We start from the raw sequence: 18576 nt of genomic DNA on the forward strand, positions 1-18576 counted from the left end.
ACCACCCTGCGAGACCGGTTCCGGAACGGGCGTGCGGACAGGGGGCCGATTCGCGTACCTTTGACGGTCGCCCATGCACGTCAGAAGGGGGCCTTGGTGGCCGCGCAGAATGCCGCTGTCGACAGCACGGCGGATTCCGTCCGCGATCGGGAGATCGCGGTCGAGCAGACGCATCTCGACCAGGTGTACCGACGCCTCGAGGAGAAGATCCACGAGGCCGAGTTCCTGATGAACGACGCCGCCAAGCGCGGCCAGGTGGGTACGCCCGGCGCGCTCGCCGAGCGCGACGCTCAGGTCTTCCGGGCGGGCATCCACCTGAACCGGCTGAACAACGAGTTCGAGGACTTCCTCTTCGGCCGCATCGACCTGGTGCTCGGCAAGGACGGGGAGCGCGGCGCCGACGGCGCGTACACCTCCGTCGAGCCCGCCGACGACGCGATCCGCGAGGACCTCACCGCCGACATCGCCGAGACGCTGCACATCGGCCGCATCGGGGTCCTGGACTCCGACTACACGCCGCTGGTCATCGACTGGCGCGCGCCGGCCGCCGCGCCGTTCTACCGCTCCACGCCCAAGGAGCCCGGCCGGGTCGTGCGCCGCCGCGTCATCCGCTCCAAGGGCCGCAAGGTGCTGGGCGTCGAGGACGACCTGATGCGCCCCGAGGTCACCGCCTCCCTGGACGGCCGGGAGCTCCCCGCCATCGGCGACGGCGCCCTGATGGCAGCCCTCGGGCGGGCGCGCACGCACTCGATGCGCGACATCGTCTCCTCCATCCAGGCCGAGCAGGACCTGGTCATCCGGGCCCCCGCCGCCTCCGTCGCCGAGGTCGCCGGCGGCCCCGGCACCGGCAAGACCGCCGTCGCCCTGCACCGCGCCGCCTACCTGCTCTACCAGGACCGGCGCCGCTACTCCGGCGGCATCCTGATCGTCTCGCCGACGCCGCTGCTCGTCGCGTACACCGAGGGCGTGCTGCCCTCGCTCGGCGAGGAGGGCCAGGTGGCCATCCGGGCGCTGGGCTCGCTCGTCGACGGCGCGGAGGCCACCACCTACGACTCCCCGGCCGTGGCCCGCATCAAGGGCTCCTCCCGGATGCTCAAGGTGCTCCGCAAGGCCGTACGCGGCGCACTGGAGCTCGGCGGCGCCCCCGACCGGCTGCGCGTGGTGGCCTTCGGCCGCCGCCAGGAGCTGGAGGCCAACGAGCTGAACCGGATCCGGCAGAACGTGCTCGGCGGCACCGCCCCGGTCAACCTGCTGCGCCCGCGCGCCCGCAAACTGCTGCTCGACGCCCTCTACGCGAAGTCCGGCGGCGCCGGCCGGCACAGCGACCCGGAGCTGGCCGCCGAACTGCGCTCCGCCTTCGACGAGGACATCTCCACCGAGGACGCCTTCATCGACTTCCTGGGTGCCTGGTGGCCCGAGCTGACCCCGCGGGCGGTGCTCGCCGCGCTCGCCGACGAGCGCCACCTCGGCCGCTGGTCGCGCCGGGACCTCAACCCGCGCGAGACCCGCCAGCTGGCCCGCTCGCTGCGCCGGGTGGGCCCGGACGGCAAGGGCCCCCTGTCGGTGCACGACGTGGCGCTGCTGGACGAGCTCCAGCTGCTGCTGGGCGCCCCGGCGCGGCCGAAGCGCAAGCGGGAGATGACTGCGTCCAATTCTTGGGGGCTCGACCAGCTCAGCGGGCTGGAAGAGCTGATGCCGACCCGCGAGGAGACCCAGTGGGAGCGGGCCGAGCGGCTCGCGGCGGAGCGCACCGAGTACGCGCACGTCATCGTGGACGAGGCCCAGGACCTGACGCCGATGCAGTGGCGGATGGTGGGCCGGCGGGGCCGGCACGGCACCTGGACCGTGGTCGGAGACCCGGCGCAGTCGTCCTGGACGGATCCGGAGGAGGCGGCCGCGGCCCGCGACGAGGCCCTGGGCAGCCGCCCGCGCAGGCGGTTCACCCTGACGGTCAACTACCGCAACCCGGCGGAGGTCGCCGAGGTCGCCTCCCGGGTGCTGCGCCTGGCGATGCCCGGCATGGAGCCGCCGTCGGCGGTGCGCTCCACGGGCCTGGAGCCCCGCTTCACGGCCGCCGTCGGCGATCTGGGCACCACGGTCCGGGAAGAGACCCGGCGGCTGCTGGAGCAGGTGGACGGGACGGTCGGCGTGGTCGTGGCGATGGACCGGCGCGCGGAGGCCGCGGGCTGGCTCGCGGACCTCGGCGAGCGGGCGGTGGCGCTGGGCAGCCTGGAGGCCAAGGGCCTGGAGTACGACGCCACGGTGGTGGTCTCCCCGGCGGAGATCGCGGACGAGTCCCCGGCGGGCCTGCGGGTGCTGTACGTGGCGCTGACGCGCGCGACGCAGCAGCTGACGGTGGTCTCGGCGGACCGGGACAAGCCGGACGCGGCCGGGGTGCCGGAGCTGCTGCTGCCGTAGGCCGGGTCCCGCCCCGCTCTCCTACGGCCGGATGGTCCGCGGCCAGGAGCGTGGTGCTCGGATACGGGCGCGAGCAGAGGGATCACTTTCGGCGATCCTTTGTTAGCCTGGGTACGGCACCGACTCGATCCAAGCCCCCGGGCCCAACCTTCGTCGCTCAGAGCGACCACTTGCCGCGAGGCGAGCATGGCGGGTCGGTGTCATCAAACGTACGAATCACCAGGTCCGCGTCCCCCACCTGTGGGGGGCGCGGACCTGTTTCGTATGACCCCACCATTCCGAACACCCCTGGTATCTCGTATGGTGGAAGAGTCTTTCCGAATTTTGTAGCTGGTTACCTTGTACTGGCTGGTAGGTGGGACGATCGGACAACAGGTCCTGCCGCACCTGCTGTGCAGCGGGGCTCTGTGTGTTACAGCGAACCAGGGACAGAAGAGGAACACGGTCATGGCAACGGCGCCCAGCGTCTCGTATTCGATGACGGTCCGGCTGGAAGTGCCCGCGAGCGGAACCGCGGTCTCCCAGCTCACCACCGCCGTGGAGTCCTCCGGCGGATCGGTCACCGGCCTCGACGTGACCGCATCCGGCCACGAGAAGCTCCGGATCGACGTCACCATCGCCGCGACCTCCACCGCGCACGCGGACGAGATCGTCGAGAAGCTGCGCGGCATCGAGGGCGTCAGCCTCGGCAAGGTCTCCGACCGCACCTTCCTGATGCACCTCGGCGGCAAGATCGAGATGGCGTCCAAGCACCCCATCCGCAACCGTGACGACCTCTCCATGATCTACACCCCGGGCGTGGCCCGCGTGTGCATGGCGATCGCCGAGAACCCCGAGGACGCGCGCCGCCTCACCATCAAGCGCAACACCGTCGCAGTCGTGACGGACGGCTCCGCCGTGCTGGGTCTCGGCAACATCGGTCCGATGGCCGCCATGCCGGTCATGGAGGGCAAGGCGGCCCTGTTCAAGCGCTTCGCCGACATCGACGCCTGGCCGATCTGCCTGGACACCCAGGACCCCGACGAGATCGTGGCCGCCGTCAAGGCCATCGCCCCGGGCTTCGCCGGCATCAACCTGGAGGACATCTCCGCGCCGCGCTGCTTCGAGATCGAGGCCCGGCTGCGCGAGGCCCTCGACATCCCCGTCTTCCACGACGACCAGCACGGCACCGCGATCGTCGTACTTGCGGCCCTCACCAACGCACTGCGCGTGGTGGGCAAGGCAGTTGGCGACGTCAAGGTCGTCATGTCGGGTGCCGGCGCGGCCGGTACCGCCATCCTCAAGCTGCTCCTCGCGGCGGGCGTCAAGAACGCGGTGAGCGCCGACATCCACGGCGTCGTGCACGCGGACCGCCCCGACCTCGTCGACGCGGCCGCGGACTCCCCGCTGCGCTGGATCGCCGACAACACCAACCCCGAGGGCTACACGGGCACGCTGAAGGAAGCCGTGGTCGGCGCCGACGTGTTCATCGGCGTCTCGGCCCCGAACGTGCTGTCCGGCGAGGACGTTGCCGCCATGGCGGAAGGCGCGATCGTGTTCGCGCTCGCGAACCCGGACCCGGAGGTGGACCCGGCCGTCGCCCGCCAGACCGCCGCCGTCGTGGCCACCGGCCGCTCCGACTTCCCGAACCAGATCAACAACGTGCTGGTCTTCCCGGGCGTCTTCCGCGGTCTGTTGGACGCCCAGTCCCGCACCGTGAACACGGAGATGATGCTGGCCGCCGCGAGCGCGCTGGCGGACGTCGTCGGCGAGGACGAGCTGAACGCGAACTACATCATCCCGTCGGTGTTCAACGACAAGGTCGCGGGTGCGGTCGCGGGCGCCGTCCGCAAGGCGGCCTCGGGGGCCTGAGCCCCGCTGTGACGGCCCTCACGGCGCTCCGATCCCGGCGCGTCGCGAGATGCGGGTCCGACGGGCCGCCTCTAGGGTTTGCGGGGATGCCCGCGAGGTCCGCGGTCCGCGACGGCGTGTGAGCGAAGGCGTGGACGGAGCGTCACCGCGGCGTGACTGTGGCGCTTTTCGTGTGACCCCGACGGGTGCCGGATTGGCTTTCCCGCCGCTGGTGGGGGCAGGATGCGTAACCGGGCGAGAGGGTCTGACGTTCAGACCCGGGTCCGGGGACTGTCCTAGGGCCCTGGCAGCATCGGCTTCGATCTCACGCCTCTAAGGCAAGTTGAACACGGGAGTACAACATGAACCGCAGTGAGCTGGTGGCCGCTCTGTCCGAGCGCGCCGAGGTGACCCGCAAGGACGCCGACGCCGTTCTGGCCGCGCTCGCCGAGACCGTCGGCGAGATCGTCGCCAAGGGCGACGAGAAGGTCACCATCCCCGGCTTCCTGACCTTCGAGCGCACCCACCGTGCCGCTCGCACCGCGCGCAACCCGCAGACCGGCGACCCCATCCAGATTCCGGCCGGCTACAGCGTGAAGGTCTCCGCGGGCTCCAAGCTCAAGGAAGCCGCCAAGGGCAAGTAAGTCCTGCCCCGGCGCCGAAGGCCGCACAGGCCTTTGGAACGGCAGTAGTACGCAAGTACGCAGAACGACGATGGGCGGTCACCCCCGGGCGGGGTGGCCGCCCTTCGGTCCGTCCGGGGCCGGACGCGGGCCGGTGGGCCCGGACGGGCGGGGGGCGCCCCCGGACCACCGGGCGGGCCTGGCAGGCCCTGTGAGGGCCCGTCAGGGGCCTGGCGGGGCCCAGGTATGCCACCGGCACGTCCCGCCGGGCCGCCGTGCGGCTCCGTACGGGGCTTCGCGGGCCTCGGCGGGGCCTTCGGCCGAGTCCCGTGCCCCGGCCTCGGTCGGGGCACGGAAAAGCCCCCCGGGCCCTGTGCGGGGCCCGGGGGGCTTTCTGCGTACGTCCGGGTGTCCGGGTACGGGTACGGCTCAGGCGAGGTCGCCGCCCGGGAGTTCGACCTTCGCGCCGAGTTCCACGAGCTTCTCCATGAAGTTCTCGTAGCCGCGGTTGATCAGGTCGATGCCGTGGACCCGCGAGGTGCCCTCGGCGGCCAGGGCCGCGATCAGGTACGAGAATCCGCCGCGCAGGTCGGGGATGACCAGGTCGGCGCCCTGCAGCTTGGTGGGGCCGGAGACGACCGCCGAGTGCAGGAAGTTGCGCTGGCCGAAGCGGCAGGCGCTGCCGCCCAGGCACTCGCGGTACAGCTGGATGTGAGCACCCATCTGGTTGAGCGCCGAGGTGAAGCCGAGCCGGGACTCGTAGACCGTCTCGTGGACGATCGACAGGCCGGAGGCCTGCGTCAGGGCCACGACGAGCGGCTGCTGCCAGTCGGTCTGGAAGCCGGGGTGGACGTCCGTCTCCAGCGCGATGGCCTTGAGCGGGCCGCCCGGGTGCCAGAAGCGGATGCCGTCGTCGTCGATCTCGAACGCCCCGCCGACGCGGCGGAAGGTGTTCAGGAACGTCATCATCGAGCGCTGCTGGGCACCGCGCACGTAGATGTTGCCGCCGGTGGCGAGCGCCGCGGACGCCCAGGAGGCGGCTTCCAGGCGGTCCGGGAGGGCCTTGTGGTTGTAGCCGCCGAGGCGGTCGACGCCCGTGATCCGGATGGTCCGGTCGGTGTCGACGGAGATGATCGCGCCCATCTTCTGCAGGACGCAGATGAGGTCCTCGATCTCCGGCTCCACCGCGGCGTTGCTGAGCTCGGTGACGCCCTCGGCCAGGACGGCCGTCAGCAGCACCTGCTCGGTCGAGCCGACCGACGGGTAGGGGAGGCGGATCTTGCAGCCGCGCAGCCGCTGGGGGGCTTCCAGGTACTGGCCGCCCTCGCGCTTCTCGATGGTCGCGCCGAACTGGCGGAGCACGTCGAAGTGGAAGTCGATCGGTCGGCCGCCGATGTCGCAGCCGCCCAGGCCCGGGATGAAGGCGTGGCCGAGCCGGTGCAGCAGCGGGCCGCAGAACAGGATCGGGATGCGCGAGGAGCCCGCGTGGGCGTCGATGTCGGCGACGTTCGCGCTCTCGACGTGGGTGGGGTCGAGGACGAGTTCGCCCGGCTCCTCGCCGGGACGGACCGTCACCCCGTGCAGCTGGAGCAGCCCGCGGACGACGCGCACGTCACGGATGTCGGGAACGTTGCGCAGCCGGCTGGGTTCGCTGCCGAGCAGAGCGGCGACCATGGCCTTGGGCACGAGGTTCTTCGCACCACGGACACGGATCTCGCCCTCGAGCGGGGTACCGCCGTGGACAAGCAGTACATCGTCACTGATGCCGGTCATGAATCTCGCGTTCCGGAGAGGGATGGGCAGGGGGCCAGGGAAAAGGGTAAGGGCCATTACCCCCTTGTTCGTAAGGCCGACGTGGCCGTAGGACTGTCATGAATTCGGTACAACACCCTCCGTATCCACCGCATGGCGGAGTGTTGCGTTCCGCCTACTCCGTCCGTGCGCGCTCCTCCCTGCTGCCGTGCGCCCTGAGCTGCGATCGATCCGATCTTCCCGCCCGCTCCCCGGAATCGGCCGATGTGCGGGATCATGGCGGCATGACCGAGGTGTCCTCCCTCACAGGGCGGCTGCTCGTGGCCACCCCCGCCCTCGCGGACCCGAACTTCGACCGCGCGGTCGTGCTGCTGCTCGATCACGACGAGCAGGGCTCCCTCGGCGTGGTCCTGAACAGGCCGACCCCCGTGGGCGTCGGTGACGTCCTGCTGCCCTGGGCGCCCCTGGCGGGCGACCCCGGAGTGGTCTTCCAGGGCGGGCCGGTGGCCATGGACTCGGCCCTGGGCGTGGCGGTGATCCCGGGCGAGGAGGGTCCGCTCGGCTGGCGCCGCGTGTACGGGGCGATCGGACTGGTCGACCTGGAGACGCCGCCGGAGCTGCTGGCCGCGGCCCTGGGCGGCCTGCGGATCTTCGCGGGCTACTCCGGCTGGGGTCCGGGCCAGCTGGAGGCGGAGCTCGGCGAGGGCGCCTGGTACGTGGTGGAGTCGGAGCCCGGGGACGTGTCCTTCCCGGATCCGGAGCGGCTGTGGCGGGCGGTGCTGCGCCGCCAGCGCAGCGACCTCGCGATGGTCGCCACCTATCCGGACGACCCGTCGCTGAACTGACGGGCGCGGGGTTAAGTACCCTGGGTTCCATGAGCACTCTTGAGCCCGAGCGCGGGACTGGCACGGGGACCCTCGTAGAGCCGACGCCGCAGGTGTCGCACGGTGACGGCGACCACGAGCGCTTCGCCCACTACGTCCAGAAGGACAAGATCATGGCGAGCGCGCTCGACGGGACCCCCGTCGTCGCGCTCTGCGGCAAGGTCTGGGTACCGGGTCGGGACCCGAAGAAGTACCCGGTCTGCCCCATGTGCAAGGAGATCTACGAGTCCATGGGCCCCGGCGGGGACAAGGACAAGGGCGGCAAGGACAAGTAGTCCTTCCTCCCGGCCCCTCTTCCGTGGGGCTTCGCAGGACTTCGCGGGACTTCGCAGGATCGAGACCCCCGGCGCGCGTCAGCGCGTCCGGGGGTCTTTGCCGTGTTCCCGCGGAGCGTTAGGGTCGGCGCGACGAGCGCCCTGCGGAACGAGCGTTGCGCAGGACGCAACACGCGCACGCAGTCGTGAAGGGCTCACGCATGGACCTGATCCCCGCACCCCAGGTCGTACGGCTCGACGAGGAGGGGCGCCGCTTCGCGTTCGGGTCCGATCCGGTCCTGGACGCCGGGCCGGGAGCCGCGGGGGTCGCGCGCTGGCTGCGGCGCGAGCTGGGCGCGGCCACCGGCTGGGAGCTGCCCGCCGCCGGAGCCGGCGCGACCGCCGAGCTGCGGCTGCGCGTCGACCCGGACGGCGCCGCGCACCCGGGGCCGGAGGCGTACCGCATCGAGATCGGGCCGGACGGGGCGGAGCTGACGGGAGCGACGGCCACCGGGCTGTTCTGGGGCGCCCAGACGCTGCGTCAGCTGCTGGGGCCCGACGCGTACCGGAAGGCACCGCTGCCCGGCCGCGCGTGGAGCCTGCCGTACGCCTCCGTTGCGGACGGCCCGCGGTTCGGCTGGCGCGGGATGATGCTGGACGTGGCCCGGCACTTCATGCCCAAGGACGGCGTGCTGCGCTACCTCGACCTGCTCGCCGCGCACAAGCTCAACGTGCTGCACCTGCACCTGACCGACGACCAGGGCTGGCGGATCGAGATCGAGCGCCACCCGCGGCTGACCGGGGTCGGCGGGTGGCGCCCGCGCAGCCGGTGGGGCCACCGGGCCTCGCCGCTGTGGAACGAGACCCCGCACGGCGGGTACTACACCCAGGACGACATCCGCGAGATCGTCGCGTACGCCGCCGAGCGGCACGTCCGGGTGGTCCCGGAGATCGACGTGCCCGGCCATTCGCAGGCCGCCATCGCCGCGTACCCGGAGCTGGGCAACACCGACGTCGTCGACACCGCTGCGCTCGGGGTGTGGGACGACTGGGGGATCACCGAGAACGTGCTCGCGCCGACCGAGGCCGTGCTGCGCTTCTACGAGGGGGTCTTCGAGGAGCTGCTGGAGCTGTTCCCGGCCGAGGTCTCACCCTTCGTGCACGTGGGCGGGGACGAGTGCCCCAAGGCGCAGTGGAAGGCCTCCGCGGTCGCCCAGGAGCGGATCCGCGAGCTGGGCGTGGACGGGGAGGACGGGCTGCAGGCGTGGTTCGTCCGGCACTTCGACGGCTGGCTCGCCGCGCGCGGGCGGCGACTGATCGGCTGGGACGAGATCCTGGAGGGCGGGCTCGCCGAGGGCGCCGCGGTGTCCTCGTGGCGCGGCTACGCGGGCGGGATCGCCGCCGCCGAAGCCGGGCACGACGTGGTCATGTGCCCCGAGCAGCAGGTGTACCTGGACCACCGGCAGGCGGGCGGCCCGGACGAACCGGTGCCCATCGGGTACGTGCGCTCGCTGGAGGACGTCTACCGCTTCGAGCCGGTGCCGCCGAAGCTGTCGCCGGAGGCCGCCGCCCACGTGCTGGGCGCGCAGGCCAACGTCTGGACCGAGGTGATGGAGGACCAGGGCCGGGTCGACTACCAGGTGTTCCCGCGGCTCGCGGCCTTCGCCGAGGTGGTGTGGTCGCAGCAGCCGGAGCCCGAGGAGCGCGACTTCGCGCGGTTCGAGGAGCGGATGGGTGCGCACTACGCGCGGTTGGCCGCGCAGGGGGTCGATTACCGGCCGCCGGGCGGCCCCTTGCCGCGGCAGCGGCGGCCCGGGGTGGTGGGGCGCCCGATCGAGGGGGCGCCCCCGAACGTGTGACAACTGGATGACGCCTGCGACCGGAACCGAAAGGGAACGGGAGCGGAACTCTGCCTCAATTTCCCCCGATACAGGGAAAATCGGGCAATCGCGGAGCAGGGCCGCCGAACGCGGTGCGACAGGGCCGTACGGCCCGTACGGGGCACCGCGCCCGGGGTCGGGCACAGGGGGCGGACCCTCGCGCCGGGCGGCCCGGAAGATGTGCCAGAGTTGCCACGTCCCGGCGGTGAGCACGTACCGTACGGCGGAACAGGCGTGAGCGCCGGAACCGGGACATCGGGAAGGGGCAGCTGGGTTGACCACGCACGCACCGCACGCACTGGATTCACCTCAGGGGCCGCAGGGCCCGCAGGCGGCGCAGTCCGTGACGCTGCCGGCCTCGCTCGACGAGGCCGTGGCGGCGCTCGCCGCCATGCCCGCCGCCGTGCCGGTCGCGGGCGGCACCGACCTGATGGCCGCGGTCAACGCCGGGCTGCTGCGGCCCGCCGCACTGGTGGGCCTGGGCCGGATCAACGAGATCCGCGGCTGGCAGTACCAGGACGGCCACGCGCTGCTCGGCGCGGGCCTCACGCACGCCCGGATGGGACGGCCGGATTTCGCCGCTCTGATCCCCGCGCTGGCGGCCGCGGCCCGGGCCGCCGGCCCCCCGCAGATCCGCAACGCGGGCACCCTCGGCGGCAACATCGCCACCGCCGCGCCCACGGGTGACGCGCTGCCCGTGTTGGCCGCGCTGGAGGCCGTACTCGTCATCGTCGGCCCGGTCGGGCAGCGGGAGATCCCGGTGTCGCACCTGCTGGCCGGGCGGGAGATGCTGCGGCCCGGTGAGCTGATCGGCTTCGTGCGGGTCCCGCTGCTGCACGCACCGCAGGTGTTCCTGAAGGCCACGGGCCGTACCGGGCCGGGGCGGGCCGTGGCGTCCGTGGGGCTCGTCCTGGATCCCGCGCGCCGGGGCGTGCGCTGCGCCATCGGTGCGGTCGCTCCGATGCCGCTGCGGCCGCTGGAGGCCGAGCAGTGGGTGGCCTCGCTGATCGACTGGGACGGCGGGCGGACCTTGGCCCCCGAGGCGCTGGAGGCCTTCGGCGAGTACGTCGCGGCGGCGTGCGTGCCCGACCAGGGCGAGCCGGTGGCTCCCGGAGTACTGCATCTGCGGCGGACGGTGGCCGTGCTGGCGCGCAGGGCCCTGGGGAGGGCGCTGACCTCATGAGCGAGAACGAGAACGAGAACGTGACCCAGGGGAACGGCACGGCGGGCTGGGGCTGGGAACCGGTCCCGCAGGGCGGCGAGTACGACTCGGACGCCACGGCCTTCGTGAAACTGCCGCAGGACATGCTGGACGCGCTCGGCACCGGGGAGCCGCTCGCGGCGCCCGGGCACGGCTACGTGCCGCCGCCGATGATCGTGCCGCTGGGCTCGGCGAGCACGGATCCGTCGGCCACGGGGACGTGGACGCTTCCGGTGCAGTGGCCGGAGGCGGGCGGCTCGGCGCAGGCCGGTCCGGCGGGTGGTGCTGGTGCCGCCGGTGCGGGTCAGGGCGCGGGCCCCGGTTCCGTGGGCGGGCCGATCCCGGCGTCGATCCCGATCCCGGCGTCGGTCGCGGCGGCGTTCGCCGAGCCGGAGCCGGAGCCGGAGCTGCCGGTGACCGATCCGAGCGAGACGGCCGAGTGGCGGTTCCCGGAAGCGGCGCACGAGCCCGAGCAGGTCGGCGGTCCGGCGACCGGACAGTGGGCCGTCCCCGAATTCCCCGAGCAGCCGAACGACTACCGGTCGGGCGGGCTGGACGCCGACTGGAGCCAGGCCCCGGCGACGCTGCCGGGCGGCGCCCCGGCGCCGTGGGCGTACCTGACGCAGCAGCCGGCCGGGACCCCTGACGCGGACGCCGCCGGTGCCGCCGGTGCCGGCGGTGTGCTGCCCGGCACGGACGAGGCCGCCGCCGCTTCGGCCGCCGCCGCCGCGACCGCGCAGGCCGCCGGGCTGCTCGGAGGGCCGGGCGTGGGCGCCGCGGCCCGCGGGCCGCGGGTGCTGGGCGGGCCCGGGGTGGGCACCGCCCTGCCCGAGGGCGAGCCGGTGCACCAGGCCCCGCACGACATCGAGGCCGCGCACGGCCCGGCCGCGGAGCAGGCGGAGGGCGCCAGGGCAGCGGACCACACGGGCCAGGGCGAGTACGCGGGGCACACGGGACACGCGGTCCAGGAGGAGTACGCCGGGCGGGGCGAGTACACCGGATACGCGGAGCAGCAGGCCGGGTACGCCGAGCCGGCCACCGCCGACGCCGCCCCCGCCGCTGCCGAGCGGTCGGCGGTGGCCGACACCGGGCTGGACCTCTTCGGCGGGGTGCGCGTCCAGGCGCCGGCCGCCGAGCCCGCGCAGCCCGCCGGCACCGACGGCCACGGCTTCACGGCGTTCGGCCACGCACCGGAGCCCGGCCCCCAGGCCGCGCACGAAGCCGCGTACGGGGCGGAGCACGAAGCCGCGTACGGGGCGGAGCACGAGGCGACGCACGGGGCGGAGCCGGTCGCTGCGGAAGCCGACCCCGGGAACGGGGACGGGCCGGCCGCCCAGGAGCCCCCGGCCGACCCCGCGCCGCACGCGGACACCGCCGACGGCGAGGACGCGCTCCCGACCGGGGCGACGCCGTACGAGGAAGAGGCGGACGCCGGGGCCGTCGCCCATCACGAGCACCCTTCGGCCTCCTACGTCCTGCGCGTCAACGGCGCCGACCGGCCCGTCACCGGCGCCTGGATCGGCGAGTCCCTCCTGTACGTGCTGCGCGAGCGGCTCGGCCTCGCGGGCGCCAAGGACGGCTGCTCGCAGGGCGAATGCGGTGCCTGCGCCGTGAAGGTCGACGGCCGGCTCGTCGCCTCCTGCCTGGTACCGGCCGCCACGGCCGCCGGCAGCGAGGTCCGCACGGTCGAGGGTCTCGCGACGAACGGGGAACTCTCGGACGTCCAGCAAGCGTTGTGCAGGTCGGGCGCGGTGCAGTGCGGGTTCTGCGTACCCGGCATGGCCATGACCATCCACGACCTGCTGGAGGGCAATCACGCCCCCAGCGAGCTGGAGACCCGTCAGGCCCTGTGCGGCAACCTCTGCCGCTGCTCCGGCTACGCGGGGGTCGTCGACGCCGTGCGCGAGGTAGTGGCCGAGCGCGAAGCGGCGGCCGCGGAGCCCGCGGCCCCGGGCACAGGTGCACCGGAGCCGCGCATCCCGCACCAGGCAGCGCCCGGCGAGGGCGGCATCCACCACGGAGGCACGGCGTGAGCGGGCAGGACGCGGCGACGGCGACGACAACGGTCAACACCACGGTGACGGCCATGGCCGCCCCGGGCACCGAGGCCTCCGAACAGCAGGTCCCGCGCGGAATCGGAGCCTCCGTACCGGCCGCGGACACCCGCGCCAAGACCGAGGGCACCTTCCCCTACGCCGCCGACCTGTGGGCCGAGGGCCTCCTGTGGGCCGCCGTGCTGCGCTCCCCGCACGCCCACGCCCGGATCCTCTCCATCGACACCACGGCCGCCGCCGAGATGCCCGGCGTGCGCGCCGTCGTCACCCACGCCGACGTGCCCGGCACCACCACGCACGGCCGTCGGATCGCCGACCGGCCGGTGTTCGCGCACGACGTCGTACGCCACCACGGCGAGGCCATCGCCGCCGTCGCCGCCGACCACCCGGACACCGCACGGCTCGCCGCCGCCGCGATCGCGGTCGAGTACGAGCTCCTCGACCCGGTCACCGACCCCGAGCAGTCCTTCGGCGCCCCCGCCCTGCACCCCGACGGCAACCTGATCCGGCACATCCCGCTGCGCTACGGCGACCCGGAGGCCACCGGCGAGGTGGTCGTCGAGGGCCTGTACCGGATCGGCCGCCAGGACCCCGCCCCCATCGGCGCCGAGGCCGGACTGGCCGTGCCGCGCCCCGACGGCGGGGTGGAGCTCTACACCGCGTCCACCGACCCGCACACCGACCGCGACCTGGCCGCCGCCTGCTTCGGCCTGGAACCGGACCGCGTGCGCGTCGTCGTCACCGGCGTGCCCGGCGCGACGGCCGACCGCGAGGACGCCGCCTTCCAGCTCCCGCTCGGCCTGCTCGCCCTGCGCACGGGCTGCCCGGTCAAACTGGTCGCCACCCGCGAGGAGTCCTTCCTCGGCCACACCCACCGGCACCCGACCCTGCTGCGCTACCGCCACCACGCGGACGCGGAGGGCCGCCTCGTCAAGGTCGAGGCACAGATCCTGATGGACGGCGGCGCGTACGCCGACTCCTCCGCCGAGTCCCTGGCGGCGGCGGTCGCCTTCGCGTGCGGCCCGTACGTCGTCCCGCACGCCTTCGTCGAGGGCTGGGTGGTCCGCACCAACAACCCGCCGTCGGGTCACGTCCGCGGCGAGGGCGCCATGCAGGTGTGCGCCGCGTACGAGGGCCAGATGGACAAGCTCGCGGCCGCCCTCGGCATCGACGGGGCCGAGCTGCGCATGCGCAACGTCCTGGCGACGGGGGACCTGCTCCCCACCGGCCAGACGGTGACCTGCCCGGCCCCGGTGGCGGAACTGCTGCGCGCGGTCCGCGACTTCGAACTGCCCGCGCTGCCCAAGGACGCCCCGGAGGACGAGTGGCTGCTGCCGGGCGGCCCGGAGGGCGCGGGCGAGCCGGGCGCGGTACGGCGCGGGGTCGGCTACGGCGTCGGCATGGTGCACATGCTCGGAGCGGAGGGCACGGACGAGGTCTCCACGGCCACGGTGAAGGTGGTGGGCGGAGCGGCCACGGTCATCTGCGCGGCCGTCGACACCGGCCAGGGCTTCGCCACGCTGGCCCGGCAGATCGTCCAGGAGGTGCTGGGCGTCGACGAGGTCGCCATGGCCCCCGTGGACACCGACCAGCCGCCGGCCGGCCCGGCGGCACACGGTCGCCACACGTGGGTGTCGGGCGGCGCGGTGGAGCGGGCGGCCAAGATGGTCCGCACCCAGCTCCTGCAGCCGATGGCCCACAAGTTGGGCATGTCGACGGAGCTCCTGCAGATCCAGGACGGCCGCATCACGTCGTACGACGGCGCGTTCTCCATGTCGGTGGCGGAGGCGATGGCCGGCAAGGAACTCTGGGCGACGGCACAGTGCCGCCCCCACCCCACGGAACCCCTGGACGCGGACGGCCAGGGCGACGCCTTCGTGGGCCTCGCCTTCTGCGCGATCCGCGCGGTGGTGGACGTGGACATCGAACTGGGTTCGGTCCGGGTCGTGGAACTCGCGGTGGCCCAGGACGTGGGCCGCATCCTGAACCCCCGTCAGCTGGAGGCTCGCATCGAGGCGGGCGTCACCCAGGGCGTGGGCGCGGCCCTGACGGAGAACCTCCGCACGGTCTCCGGCCTGATCCGCCACCCGGACCTGACGGGCTACGCCCTGCCGACGGCGCTGGACGCCCCGACGGTCCGCATCGTCAAATTGGTCGAAGAACGCGACGTGGTGGCCCCGTTCGGCGCGAAGGCGGCGAGCGCGGTCCCCGTGGTGACGACCCCGGCGGCGGTGGCCTCGGCGGTCCGCGCGGCCACGGGCCGCCCGGTCAACCGCCTGCCGATCAGGCCGTCTGCGGCGGTCGGTACGCCCAACTCGTGACCGTGTGACCCACATTGCACGTGCAACCCCGGACTTGGGGCTGTCGGTGCCGGTCGCTAGAGTGATCGGTACAAGTGTGCATGTACGTATGGACACGGGTGCGAACGGGGACGGGGAGCGGCGGAAACGCCGCGACCACGGGGAGACGGGGAGGCCAACGTGGCAGAGGACAACGGGGCGAGCCAAGTAGCAACGGCCCTCACGCTGGGGATCGCGGGTCCGATGGGCGCGATCGCCGGGGCGGCCTACACGGCGGCCAATGCGGCGCTGCGGTACGAGTTCGACTCGCTGAGCGAGTACAAGCGCATGGTGGACTCGCTGTTGGACGACCTCACCGGCTCCGACGCGGACCACAAGAAGCTGGCGGACGACAAACTGCCGGCCAACAAGCTCGGCAAGGGCTTCGCAGAGGTCGACGCGCTGTTCAAGTCGTACGACACGGTCGTCACGGAGCTGCAGAAGCTCTCGAAGGGGCTGGCGGAGACGATCGAGGCCCTGGGCATCGCGGTCCTGTCGGCTGGCAACAACTACGCCGGCGTGGACGAGGAGACCAAGCGGCGCATGGTCGCCATCGCCAAGCAGGCGAAGGAGGAGTACGTGCCGGACCGTGACCCGTGGCCGGAGGAACAGCGCCGTCTGAAGGAGTCCAACCAGCCGCCGGCGTCCACGACCCCGACTCCTACCCCGTCGCCCAGCACGTCGGGAGGTAACTACTGATGGCAACGGATTTCGAAGGCTTCACGCATCAGCAGATGCGGGACATGAGCGCCTCGCTGGACCCGACCTCGGTCCAGACGCGGGCCGATCAGCTGAAGAAGGCCGCCGAGGACATCAAGAAGATCGGCGAGGCGCTCAAGAAGCACGTCGTGTCCGGCTGGGAAGGCGAAGGAGCCGACGCCTTCCAGGAGTGGGTGGGCCGCGCGGGCAACGCGACGCTGCGCCTGGGCGAGTACAGCGCCAAGGGCGGGGAATGGATGGGCAAGGTCGTCCAGACGATGACCGAGGCCACGAAGATGACCGCCGTCGACGCGACCGCGACCGCGAACCTCGCGGCGGCCCGCAAGTACCACAACGACCCGGACTCGGCGCAGGCCCGCTCGGAGGCGCAGGCGACGCTGGACGCGGACCACCGCGAGGCGGTCAGGCTGATGACCAACCTGGCGCAGTCGTACCAGGTGTCGTCGGACGAGATGAACAAGGCGACGATCCCGACGTTCCCGCCGCCGCCGGCGGTGCTGTTGCCGCCTGCTCGCTACGGCTCCGATCAGGACATGGCACGTCCGGGAGGAGGCGAAGGCGGAGGCTCGGTGGGATCTTCCTCGTATTCACCGTCCGGCGGTTCTGCAGGGTCACCCTCGGGCGCGCCCGGATACGTGCCTGGTCAACAAGCGCGACCGGACAACACGGTTCCGTCGGTGTCCGTGCCGTCGATTCCGGACCGTGAGGTGAATGTGGACCTCGACAGCGTCGCGACGCTTCCCGACCGGAGTGCGCCTCCGGTGACGATCACGCCAGGTGGCCCGCTGCCCACGGGCCCTGGTGGGCCCACCCCCAGCCCCGTTCTCCCGCCGGTAGCTTTCCCGCCAGTCGGCGGTGTGAAGGGGCCGGGCCCCATCGGCACTGGTCCCGGTATTGGTCCCTACCCGAGTCTGACCGGTCCGGGCACTCCCGGTGGCAAAGTGATCGGTACGCCCGGCATGCCCCCGCGTGACCCCGGCATTATGGGCGGCCGCCAGGTGACTTCCACCGGCCCCGGCTTGGGTATCCCGCGTGGCACGGTCATTGGTGAAGGCGGCCAGGTGGGCCGCCCCATGGGCGGCGGGGGTATGGGCCACGGCGGCGGTGGTGCCCTCGGCAGCCAAGGAGGCCTCGCTGCAGGACGTCGACTGGCCTCGGAGCCGGGAGGTGTCGTGGGCGGGCGCCAGACCGGTGCGGTCGGTCGCCCGGGCGTGGGCGGTCAAACCTTCACCCAGGGCGGTTCGGGTCTCGTGCGTAATGGCAGCGGCGGCGGCGCGGGCATGGGCTCCATGGGCCACGCCGGCGCAGGCACGCAGAGCCCGGGTACCCGACGGAACGACCAGGGGGGCGAACGCCCCGATTACCTGGCTGAGGACGAAGAGACCTGGCAGGGCAGCCGTCGTGTTGTTCCGCCTGTGATCGACTGAGCAGAACGGACGTTGCACGGGATGCGCATGCGCAAGGCGACCTCGGCCCTGGTGGGTCTCTTGCTGGCCGGGGTCGCTGCGACCCCGGCCCATGCTGAGACCATTCGAGCCCAGCAATGGCATCTCGACGCCATGAAGGCTGATGACATCTGGAAGGTCAGTACGGGGAAGGGCGTTACCGTCGCTGTAATTGACGATGGCGTCAAGGAGATCCCTGAACTGAAGGGCCAGATCGTCCCTGGCGCGGATTTCGTGGCGCAAGGTGGAGATGGGCGTCACGACAAGAGTGGTCACGGCACAGGCATGGCCGCCATGATTGCTGCGACGGGCAAACATCCGAGCGGCGACGGTGGTTTCGGGCTAGCGCCCGGTGTCAAGATTCTCCCAATCCGTGTTGCTAACGCTGAATTGGCAACACCGTCTTGGGTCGCGGCGATTCGGTTCGCGGCAGAATCGGATGCCAAGGTCATCAATATTTCTATGGGAATCGAAGGTACGCCGGAGACTGACCGGGCGCGGGCCGAAGCAGTGAAGTATGCGCTCTCGAAGGGAAAGCTGGTTTTCGCGGCTGTTGGGAACTCAGGGGATTCGCTCAATGAGGTCGAGTACCCGGGTGCGACACCCGGGGTGGTCGGAGTAGCTGCAGTAGACCCTAATGGCGGGCCGACCAAGGAGTCGCAGCACGGCCCCCAGGTGGATATGGCTGCACCGGGCATCGATATTGTCACTGCTTGTTCTGGCAAGACGGGGTTGTGTAAAACCTCTGGAACCAGTGACGCCTCCGCCCTCGCCTCCGCCTCCGCCGCCCTCATCTGGTCCGCTCACCCCGACTGGACCAACAACCAGGTGCTGCGGGTCCTCCTGAACACCGCTGGCAAGCCCACCGACGGCGTCGAGCGCAACGACTACGTCGGCTACGGCATCGTCCGTCCCCGCATCGCGCTGCAGACCCCCGGCGACCCCGGCCCGGCCGATGTCTACCCGCTGCCCGACCTCGCGGCGGCGGATGCGCCCAAGAAGCCCTCCGCGTCCTCCGACGCCAAGGCCCCCGACGCGGCCGCGTCCAAGCCCGCGGCGCAGGCCGAGGAGAAGAAGAGCGGTAGCGCGCTTCCCTGGATCGGGCTCGGTCTGGCGGCCTGCGTGCTGATCGGTGGAGCGGTGACCGTGGTCGTCGTACGACGCAACCGCTGACCC

13 protein-coding genes are annotated in these 18576 nt (G+C 72.4%); 12 read left to right on the forward strand and 1 reads right to left on the reverse strand.

Going from position 1 to position 18576, the window contains the following annotated elements:
* Positions 1 to 96: 96 nt before the first annotated feature.
* From OG594_RS06145 to OG594_RS06155, 3 genes are all read left to right on the forward strand, one after another.
* Complete coding sequence (locus OG594_RS06145; RefSeq protein ID WP_266595946.1) at positions 97 to 2418, forward strand: UvrD-helicase domain-containing protein; 2322 nt, start codon at positions 97 to 99, stop codon at positions 2416 to 2418.
* Positions 2419 to 2865: 447 nt separating this feature from the next.
* Positions 2866 to 4269: an NAD-dependent malic enzyme gene (locus OG594_RS06150; RefSeq protein WP_030724224.1), complete on the forward strand. Its 1404-nt coding sequence runs from the start codon at positions 2866 to 2868 to the stop codon at positions 4267 to 4269.
* Positions 4270 to 4610: 341 nt separating this feature from the next.
* Positions 4611 to 4892 carry an HU family DNA-binding protein gene (locus OG594_RS06155; RefSeq protein ID WP_007264399.1) on the forward strand — a complete coding sequence of 94 codons (282 nt, stop codon included), beginning with the start codon at positions 4611 to 4613 and terminating at the stop codon, positions 4890 to 4892.
* Between the two features lie 408 nt (positions 4893 to 5300).
* Here OG594_RS06155 and murA read toward each other — a convergent pair whose 3' ends face one another.
* A complete protein-coding gene (gene murA, locus OG594_RS06160; RefSeq protein ID WP_266595949.1) occupies positions 5301 to 6644 on the reverse strand; it encodes a UDP-N-acetylglucosamine 1-carboxyvinyltransferase in 1344 nt (447 codons plus the stop codon).
* A 263-nt stretch (positions 6645 to 6907) separates the two neighbouring features.
* Here murA and OG594_RS06165 point away from each other — a divergent pair, with 263 nt between their 5' ends.
* From OG594_RS06165 to mycP, 9 genes are all read left to right on the forward strand, one after another.
* Entirely contained in the window at positions 6908 to 7468 is a 561-nt protein-coding gene (locus tag OG594_RS06165; RefSeq protein ID WP_266595951.1) for a YqgE/AlgH family protein, read from the forward strand.
* Positions 7469 to 7497: 29 nt separating this feature from the next.
* Positions 7498 to 7782, forward strand: a complete 285-nt coding sequence (locus OG594_RS06170; protein ID WP_030010729.1) for a DUF3039 domain-containing protein — start codon at positions 7498 to 7500, stop codon at positions 7780 to 7782.
* A 200-nt stretch (positions 7783 to 7982) separates the two neighbouring features.
* Positions 7983 to 9620, forward strand: a complete 1638-nt coding sequence (locus OG594_RS06175) for a beta-N-acetylhexosaminidase (protein WP_266595959.1) — start codon at positions 7983 to 7985, stop codon at positions 9618 to 9620.
* 319 nt (positions 9621 to 9939) lie between these two features.
* Complete coding sequence (locus tag OG594_RS06180; RefSeq protein WP_266602663.1) at positions 9940 to 10824, forward strand: xanthine dehydrogenase family protein subunit M; 885 nt, start codon at positions 9940 to 9942, stop codon at positions 10822 to 10824.
* Complete coding sequence (locus OG594_RS06185) at positions 10821 to 12875, forward strand: 2Fe-2S iron-sulfur cluster-binding protein (RefSeq protein WP_266595961.1); 2055 nt, start codon at positions 10821 to 10823, stop codon at positions 12873 to 12875. Before OG594_RS06180 ends, OG594_RS06185 begins: the two co-directional genes overlap by 4 nt.
* A gap of 53 nt (positions 12876 to 12928) precedes the next feature.
* On the forward strand, positions 12929 to 15217 hold the full coding sequence (locus OG594_RS06190; protein WP_266602665.1) for a xanthine dehydrogenase family protein molybdopterin-binding subunit: 2289 nt from the start codon (positions 12929 to 12931) through the stop codon (positions 15215 to 15217).
* 159 nt (positions 15218 to 15376) lie between these two features.
* Positions 15377 to 15934 carry a hypothetical protein gene (locus OG594_RS06195; RefSeq protein WP_266595963.1) on the forward strand — a complete coding sequence of 186 codons (558 nt, stop codon included), beginning with the start codon at positions 15377 to 15379 and terminating at the stop codon, positions 15932 to 15934.
* Entirely contained in the window at positions 15934 to 17382 is a 1449-nt protein-coding gene (locus OG594_RS06200) for a WXG100 family type VII secretion target (protein ID WP_266595965.1), read from the forward strand. The genes OG594_RS06195 and OG594_RS06200 overlap by 1 nt, the downstream gene beginning before the upstream one ends.
* 21 nt (positions 17383 to 17403) lie before the next feature.
* Complete coding sequence (gene mycP / locus OG594_RS06205) at positions 17404 to 18573, forward strand: type VII secretion-associated serine protease mycosin (protein ID WP_266595967.1); 1170 nt, start codon at positions 17404 to 17406, stop codon at positions 18571 to 18573.
* Positions 18574 to 18576: the final 3 nt, after the last annotated feature.

It is taken from the genome of Streptomyces sp. NBC_01214 (assembly GCF_026340975.1).
GTDB lineage: Bacteria > Actinomycetota > Actinomycetes > Streptomycetales > Streptomycetaceae > Streptomyces.

Bases quoted from the DNA above. Each gene is read 5' to 3' on its own strand.
- OG594_RS06185 (WP_266595961.1), top strand. From the start codon at position 10,821: ATGAGCGAGAACGAGAACGAGAACGTGACCCAGGGGAACGGCACGGCG.
- OG594_RS06165 (WP_266595951.1), top strand. From the start codon at position 6,908: ATGACCGAGGTGTCCTCCCTCACAGGGCGGCTGCTCGTGGCCACCCCC.
- OG594_RS06170 (WP_030010729.1), top strand. From the start codon at position 7,498: ATGAGCACTCTTGAGCCCGAGCGCGGGACTGGCACGGGGACCCTCGTA.
- OG594_RS06190 (WP_266602665.1), top strand. From the start codon at position 12,929: ATGGCCGCCCCGGGCACCGAGGCCTCCGAACAGCAGGTCCCGCGCGGA.
- OG594_RS06175 (WP_266595959.1), top strand. From the start codon at position 7,983: ATGGACCTGATCCCCGCACCCCAGGTCGTACGGCTCGACGAGGAGGGG.
- mycP (WP_266595967.1), top strand. From the start codon at position 17,404: ATGCGCATGCGCAAGGCGACCTCGGCCCTGGTGGGTCTCTTGCTGGCC.
- OG594_RS06200 (WP_266595965.1), top strand. From the start codon at position 15,934: ATGGCAACGGATTTCGAAGGCTTCACGCATCAGCAGATGCGGGACATG.
- OG594_RS06150 (WP_030724224.1), top strand. From the start codon at position 2,866: ATGGCAACGGCGCCCAGCGTCTCGTATTCGATGACGGTCCGGCTGGAA.
- OG594_RS06155 (WP_007264399.1), top strand. From the start codon at position 4,611: ATGAACCGCAGTGAGCTGGTGGCCGCTCTGTCCGAGCGCGCCGAGGTG.
- murA (WP_266595949.1), bottom strand. From the start codon at position 6,644: ATGACCGGCATCAGTGACGATGTACTGCTTGTCCACGGCGGTACCCCG.